This is a genomic window from Pseudovibrio sp. WM33 (genome assembly GCF_001623165.1).
Lineage (GTDB): Bacteria > Pseudomonadota > Alphaproteobacteria > Rhizobiales > Stappiaceae > Pseudovibrio.
In genome coordinates, this window is sequence record NZ_LMCK01000090.1 from 473318 (window position 1) to 480023 (window position 6706).

5 protein-coding genes and 1 pseudogene are annotated in these 6706 nt (G+C 48.5%); 3 read left to right on the forward strand and 3 right to left on the reverse strand.

All coding sequences use genetic code 11. The features are described 5' to 3' along the window. Nucleotides 1-146: 146 nt before the first annotated feature. From PsWM33_RS17460 to PsWM33_RS17475, 3 genes are all read left to right on the forward strand, one after another. Entirely contained in the window at nt 147-1154 is a 1008-nt protein-coding gene (locus tag PsWM33_RS17460; protein ID WP_063301048.1) for an NAD(P)H-quinone oxidoreductase, read from the forward strand. Between the two features lie 185 nt (nt 1155-1339). Next, nucleotides 1340-2059 (forward strand): DUF1013 domain-containing protein, encoded by a 720-nt coding sequence (locus tag PsWM33_RS17465; RefSeq protein ID WP_057462016.1) that lies wholly within the window; start codon nt 1340-1342, stop codon nt 2057-2059. 797 nt (nt 2060-2856) lie between these two features. Continuing rightward, nucleotides 2857-3099 (forward strand): hypothetical protein, encoded by a 243-nt coding sequence (locus PsWM33_RS17475; RefSeq protein WP_063298493.1) that lies wholly within the window; start codon nt 2857-2859, stop codon nt 3097-3099. Between the two features lie 276 nt (nt 3100-3375). On the opposite strand, the gene PsWM33_RS17480 is transcribed toward PsWM33_RS17475, so the two are convergent. The 3 genes and pseudogenes from PsWM33_RS17480 to PsWM33_RS17490 form a co-directional block, all read right to left on the reverse strand. Continuing rightward, on the reverse strand, nt 3376-3882 hold the full coding sequence (locus tag PsWM33_RS17480; RefSeq protein WP_063301049.1) for a hypothetical protein: 507 nt from the start codon (nt 3880-3882) through the stop codon (nt 3376-3378). Beyond that, on the reverse strand, nt 3879-4844 hold the full coding sequence (locus tag PsWM33_RS17485) for a hypothetical protein (RefSeq protein ID WP_063301050.1): 966 nt from the start codon (nt 4842-4844) through the stop codon (nt 3879-3881). The genes PsWM33_RS17480 and PsWM33_RS17485 overlap by 4 nt, the downstream gene beginning before the upstream one ends. A 658-nt stretch (nt 4845-5502) precedes the next feature. Further along, nucleotides 5503-6676 (reverse strand): annotated as a pseudogene (locus PsWM33_RS17490) (IS481 family transposase); the annotation flags it as partial. Nucleotides 6677-6706 lie beyond the last annotated feature (30 nt).

Consider the following 6706-nt stretch of genomic DNA (forward strand, 5'->3'; position numbering starts at 1 on the left):
TGTTGGCCTTTGGGGTATTCTCTTCATCACAAAAGCGAGAATTCACCTTTGGTGGGGTAGACGGGCACTTGTTGGCTACTATTCTTTACCTAATTGAGAAGGTGAGCAAGCAGCAGTTTCGCTATTTGCAAAAATCGAGGCAGCTTATGACAATAGATGATCGTTCAGCACAAATGAAAGCCGTTGTAATGAACGGTGTCGGGGGTTCGGAAGTCCTTGAAATTGCAGAGGTTGAAGTCCCCAGGCCTGGTGTCGGCGAGGTGCTGATCAAGGTTCATGCAGCGGGGGTAAATCGTCCGGATGTCATTCAGCGGACGGGAGCATATCCGCCACCTCCCGGGGCTTCTCCTTTGCTGGGATTGGAAGTTTCTGGTGAAGTTGTGGAGTTGGGAGAAGGTGTTGCTTCTCACAGCTTGGGAGAGCGGGTTTGTGCGCTGACGCCGGGTGGTGGGTATGCGCAGTATTGTGTTGCGCCTGCTGCGCATGTTCTGCATGTGCCTGCGGGGATATCTATGGAGGAAGCTGCCGGCATTCCGGAGACTTTCTTTACGGTGTGGTCCAATGCGTTTGACCGTTTGGGGCTTCAGTCTGGTGAGAAGTTCCTTGTTCATGGCGGGTCTTCCGGGATCGGGACAACAGCCATTCAATTGGCAAAGGCCTTCGGTGCTGAGGTGTTTACGACGGTTGGGTCTGATGAGAAGGCACAGGCGGTTCGCGAGCTTGGGGCGGACTATGTGATCAACTACCGGACGACCGATTTTGTGAAAGAGATTGGTAACATCACATCTAAGCAGGGGGTTGAAGTGATCCTTGATATGGTTGGTGGTGATTATGTTGAGAAGAACTGGATTGTTGCAGCAGTTGACGGGCGTATCTGCCAGATTGCGACGCTTCATGGGCCTTCGGAGAATGTCAACTTTAGCCGATTAATGATGAAGCGGCTGACGCACACCGGTTCAACACTGCGACCACGGACCAACGCGTATAAAGGTCAGATCGCTGATGCTCTTCGTGAGAAGGTCTGGCCATTGCTGGAGACCAGCCGCGTTAAGGTGGTTTTGGATAAGGTCTTTGATATCAGCGATGTAAAGGCCGCGCATGACAGGATGGAAGGTTCCGGCCATATCGGAAAGATCATCCTCAAGGTTGCTTAGGGAAAGTGCATAGGCCGGTTTTGAATTCTCACAGGTTTCCTAAAGATGGTGGAGGCCCGTGTTGATCTGGTTTGCTTTTGGGAAAATGTGAGCGTATAGTGCGCTCAAGTTTCCCAAAAACTCTTATGGAATTCGGCTTCGCCACCTTTGATTAGGCTGTGGAGCACTCAGGAGGGATTTATACAATGTCCAACGCGCCGCTTATGCCAAAGGCAACAGCCGTATGGTTGGTAGATAACACCGCTCTTGGCTTTGATCAGATTGCTGCGTTTTGTAAGCTGCATCCGCTTGAAGTGAAGGCGATCGCTGATGGTGAAGCTGCTCAGGGCATCAAGGGTATGGACCCTGTTCTGGCAGGTCAGCTGACCCGTGACGAAATTGAAAAAGCGTCGAACGATCCGCGCTACCGTATGCAGATTTTCGAGTCCAAAGTGCGTGTTCCTGAGAACAAGCGCAAAGGTCCTCGTTACACCCCTGTTTCGCGTCGACAGGATCGCCCGAACGCAATTTTGTGGCTTGTACGTTACCATCCTGAGCTGCTTGATGCTCAGATCATGCGTCTTGTTGGCACAACCAAGCCGACGATTGAAGCAATCCGTACGAGAACGCATTGGAACTCTGCGCATCTTGATCCGATGGATCCGGTCACTCTGGGTTTGAGTTCTCAGATAGAGCTGGACATCGAAGTTGAGAAAGCTGCGAAGAACGCTCCGAAACCGATTGAGGGTGAAGAGCCGCAATCCCTTCTGCCTGTTGATGAAACAACAAGCGAAGAAGCAATGGCTGCTGCGTTTGCGACACCTGCGCCGAAGACCCGTGAAGTTGAAGAAGCCGTGGATGCAGATGCTGTGTTCGCGAACTTCAAATCCACTGGTGACAGCGATGAGGACGAAGACGAGCGCTAAGAGCGCCTTTAGAGTGAATTCTTATCACTTGATTGAACTCAATCAAATGGAACGCGCTTTGAAGGGGCATAACTCTAAAAGAGCTTGCCCTGCCTTTGTTGGATAACATGAAAAGCCGCTGCCTGCCGGGGAGCGGCTTTTTTCGTGTTTGCGTTGCTATGTGAAACTTTGCGTTATTTTGCGTTTTTTACGTTCTGGCCGCGTTGCTGTGTTGATTGGCTTCAGACTGGACGGGGGCTGAGTTTTCGCTGGTAGAATGCAGCTAACTGCTACCGGGGAAGTTATTCCCGTTGCTAAGGGTTATGCTATAACTTCAATATGGCTTGTGATTTTGTCTGGCTTGAGTGTGTGTTCGTAGCGAGGCTAACGCTTTCAAAGCTGTAATAAGGATCGTTTGTTTTTAATCTGGATCACAATATCTGCATCCATCAATGCAACGATTTTAACCAACGCTAAAACCTAAGCCTCATATGTACTACCCGACGAGTTCAAAACTGCGCCCTAAATCTGTTTAGAAGGCAGATCTAAGTCGGTATCGATGCTAGTCGTACTATCGCGCTTGCTACTTGTTGCTTGTGTTGCGTTGCCATTCTCGCAGTTAATATTCGGCTCGCGGACCTGAGGTTGTTTTTTCTTCCGTGTGCGCCGAGCCTTTAGGTAAGCTGAAAAAGCATGCGCTATCGCTAACTCGGATAGGAACATGAACTTGATATACTTTTGTGCTGACATGGCGCTCGCTGGTCCTCCTAAGTTCCTCGTAAGTTTATAGGAGTTTCTGTAAGACACAAGAAGAGCGCTTGCCAGGAAAGGAGCGTGAGAATGGCTACGAGTTTGGCCTCTTCCTTACCAGCTGCACCACCACGCCAGCTTCCAAAAGTGAGACAGTGCTGACCAAAGCTTTGCTGGGCAATGACAGCACCTACTTTGTCATCAAGTCCTGGCGCTCAAAGGTGGGTAAGGCAGAGATTGTGAAGTGGGCGTGTTATCTGTCCGGTGTGAAGGTGTGTGATAGCCGGATTGAGGGAAGAAAGTGTCCGTGAGCGCAGTGAGGTGGGCTTTGCGTATCAATTTGGCGGAGGCTGGCAAGAAAGTATCTTTTGTGAAAGCCTGAGCGTAAGAAGTCAGCGGGCTTTTGAGATCTTCAGTTTTTCTTGCTTCGCTCTATTCTTGGTGGATTCTTCAGAACGCGTGAGAGCTTTGGCTATGGCCTTTAAACTCATCCCCTTTGTCGCCAGCAAATGCAGCTTCCGAATTTCCTCAGGGGTCCACGCTTGGCGGTGGGCCTCAATGTTGCAATAGGTTCTGATTGCTCTAGATCATGGTCCCCATTGCTCCAACCAGCGGCCAAGTGCAGCTTCGCAGGCAAATCGGTTGAACGGTACGTCGGGTGTTTTCAATGCTCTGGGCAACCCGCCCTGCCCATCAGTTAGCCACTTTTGGTATGGGACATTATAAACATTGCCTCTATATTTTAGCACAGCGCTGATGTTGGCCTCATCCACGCCATCACTATCACAATGCAATAGTAGCGGATACTTGGCTATGCCGTCTCGAATAACTGTTCGTGTCAAATCACGAACCTCCACTTCCGCCCCAAATAACTTCGCTTCAACAGAAATACAGGCATCTAGCTTCATGCTGTAGAACGTCTCGACCTTATATAGACGGTAATCTCTGTTGAATGGTGGTTCGGACTGCCACTTAATCAGGTCGTCGAATAATGCGTCACAGATCGCGTCTCTTTCCTGTGCCTCACCTATTACAGGAAAAAGAACAGAGACTAAGAAAATCCAATTAAAGTATCGTGCTATGTGATTAGTCATTCTGAGCCTAATGCTTCAATGCTAGCTCGGAACCTACTGGAAAGGAATGTATAAGCTTCATCAGATATAGCCTTAAACTCAGCATTGATAATATCCGTTCCATCAACAATTTGCGAAATACGCGGTTTGTCAAGGCGTGGCAAGGTCACGCCCATTGGAGTTTCACAATCACCCGCTGTGTTGTTGCGGGTAATCTCAAAAAACTCCTTCGTTTCAAAGTTGAGGCTAAGTTGGTTGGTGCGGCAAGCTGTATTGTCTAAAGGGATGGCGTCGATCTGGTTTCCGTCCCAACGCGTGATCGAATAAGTTTCATCTTTGACATTCCCAACATAATAGCTTTGGGACCAAGAATTCTCATCCGGAAGAAGTAACGCTATTTGGCGATAGTCGCACGTACCTTCTCTCCGGCTGCATTTAATAACGACATGATTAATAGGGTATGCAATTCTATCGCCCAATAATTTAACTGTGCCTTTCACGGAAGCTAGGGTCCCCGCGACCATCATCCCATGAAAATTTGATGGAAAGAATTGAGTGTGTGTCATGTTCATTCGCGAAGCGCGGTAATTCAGCTGTCGAATCTGCCATACTGTAAGCTCACCGGTGGGCTTCTCAGCCAGATCAAATTGAAATCTTCGCTTGGCACCTTCGTAATCAGCTAAGCCGTTATACATTAGTGTATTCAGGCTATACTTTAAATTGAGATCGCCTGCAGGAGATGCCATCAAGTTGGCAGCCCAGTTAAAAACAATGGGAACTGAGCTTTTGCGTTCGTCGTTGGACAAAGCTAGAATTTGCCTAGGTAGATAATCTCGGTATTTAGCAACCGATGCACCAGTATCGTTTTCTTCCTTGGCTTTGCTGATAGATTGAAGGTTTTCACCATGCGCAGAATGACAGGTTGCAAAGAGCGTAAGTACGACAAAAGTCCATAGGGAAGGTTTGGCAAATAGAAACTGCATGTATACCTCTTTTTCTGGGAATGTTTAGCTGAGAGGGATGACTGAACAACAATAATAATGATCGCTGGTTGCAATTCTTAGCCATGAACTGGCGGCATAATTCTACGCAAAACTCCTCCATTAATCGGGGATTACGACCACACTACCATCTTATGAATATTACCAATATTTACGCAGTTTGGAGTTGCTACACCTCCGCAAATAGAAGTGCTGCTGCTTATGTGGACAGTCCCAGCTCTCTTCTTAAGTAGAATTCAACTGATTAAGCAGCTACCAAAACTCAATGATCAGCACAAATCAATAGTAGTAGTGCTGATTTAGTGGAAGGCGCTGTCCTAAGAATGCCGGTTGCAGCTTAGGGGCAGTGCAGATTATCCCTTTCTCGCAAGGAAAAAGAAGCCCCTTCGCTCATTGATAGGCCAGCAAGAGAGCTAAAATAAACTGGGCTCTAGCCTCGATGGAAATAGCTCGACTGCATGAGCAATAACTTGATGTTGATCTGATTTACCTTGTTGCAACGATCGTCTGCAATGTCTGCATAATGGTTGCTCAGCACCTTGAAGGCTAGTTGTTTTGCGTCAGTTAAGCCTTTCCCATTGAGCGCATTTGATAAGCTTAGAGGGATAAATAATGTTCTGGATCCCTGATCAAGTGTTTGTCCCGGAGAGATGGTTGACGTTTGTTCGGGGACATGGGTGACGGTCATGTTATGATGTTAAGTCGATTTTTGCGACTGTGTTTGCTGCAAAACATACGTTGAAGATCTCAGGTTTGTCTGAGGGACGTATGGCGAGAGTGTAGCCACGGAAGCATTTGGGGACATACCAGAGCCTTCCTTTAAAGCTGATTTCCGCTCTTGTTCTGGGCACCTTTCGGACCATTGTTCCTTTGGGATAGCTGATATCTGGAAGGTGTTTGGGAAAGATTTGCTGTGAGATTGTATAGCGACTGATAGGTGGCGCTAATCCAAGTGCTTCATGCGGGCGATGGAAATTATAAATCCGCCTCCATTGATCAAAGGCCGATTGCATAGTGCGGTGACTGCGAAATGTTCTGTATGCCAGAACCTCCTCTTTCAGGGTTCGGTTAAACCGCTCATTCTTGCCTTTGGTTTGAGGATGAAAAGGTCTGGCATGGATCAGGCGGACACCAAGATGAGCCAACCAGATCCGCAATGGTGTCCAACGCTGATCGGTAAGAGCAGTCCCCCATGGGGAACCGTTGTCAACCAGAAAGGCTCTCGGCAAGCCGTAGAGCTTAAAGCTCTCTTCTAAAGCCGTTTTAACTGTATTGGTGCGTTGGTCTGGGCAAGCCTTAAGGCAGATCGCAAACCGGGAGTGGTCGTCGACAACCGTGAGAGGATGGCAACGAGTGTTATCTTCCAGCCTGATCCAACCTTTAAAATCCATTTGCCAGAGTTGATTAGGAAGAGGAGCTTCAAATCGCTGCCAATCCGGGGACCTTGGGGTTGATTTCGGTTCAATACGGTCATGGCGCTGTAAAATGGAGTGCACCGTGGAGCTTGCTGGAACTGTAATGCCTTTATGCTGCAGATAAGCGCGGATCTTTCGAGCACCCCAAGCCGGGTAAGTATCACGCACTGATAAAATCCTCTGCTCCACCTCCTGTGGTGAACGTCCAGGAGATATTCTGGGCCGGCGGGAGAGATCATTCAAGTCTTCTCCCCCACGCCACCGCCTTAGCCATTTATAGCCTGTTTGTGGGCTGATACCGAACCGGCGACACAAGGCACGCCGATTAGCATTGTCCTGATCTGCAAGTCGGACAAACTCTTCTCGAAGTTTCATTGTTGAACACTCTTGCCAAGGCATCCCGGTCCCTCCCTGAATGCCATGTTAATG

Excerpts from the sequence above, each read along its gene's own strand:
- PsWM33_RS17480 (WP_063301049.1), bottom strand. The coding sequence starts at position 3,882 with ATGACTAATCACATAGCACGATACTTTAATTGGATTTTCTTAGTCTCT.
- PsWM33_RS17485 (WP_063301050.1), bottom strand. The coding sequence starts at position 4,844 with ATGCAGTTTCTATTTGCCAAACCTTCCCTATGGACTTTTGTCGTACTT.
- PsWM33_RS17460 (WP_063301048.1), top strand. The coding sequence starts at position 147 with ATGACAATAGATGATCGTTCAGCACAAATGAAAGCCGTTGTAATGAAC.
- PsWM33_RS17465 (WP_057462016.1), top strand. The coding sequence starts at position 1,340 with ATGTCCAACGCGCCGCTTATGCCAAAGGCAACAGCCGTATGGTTGGTA.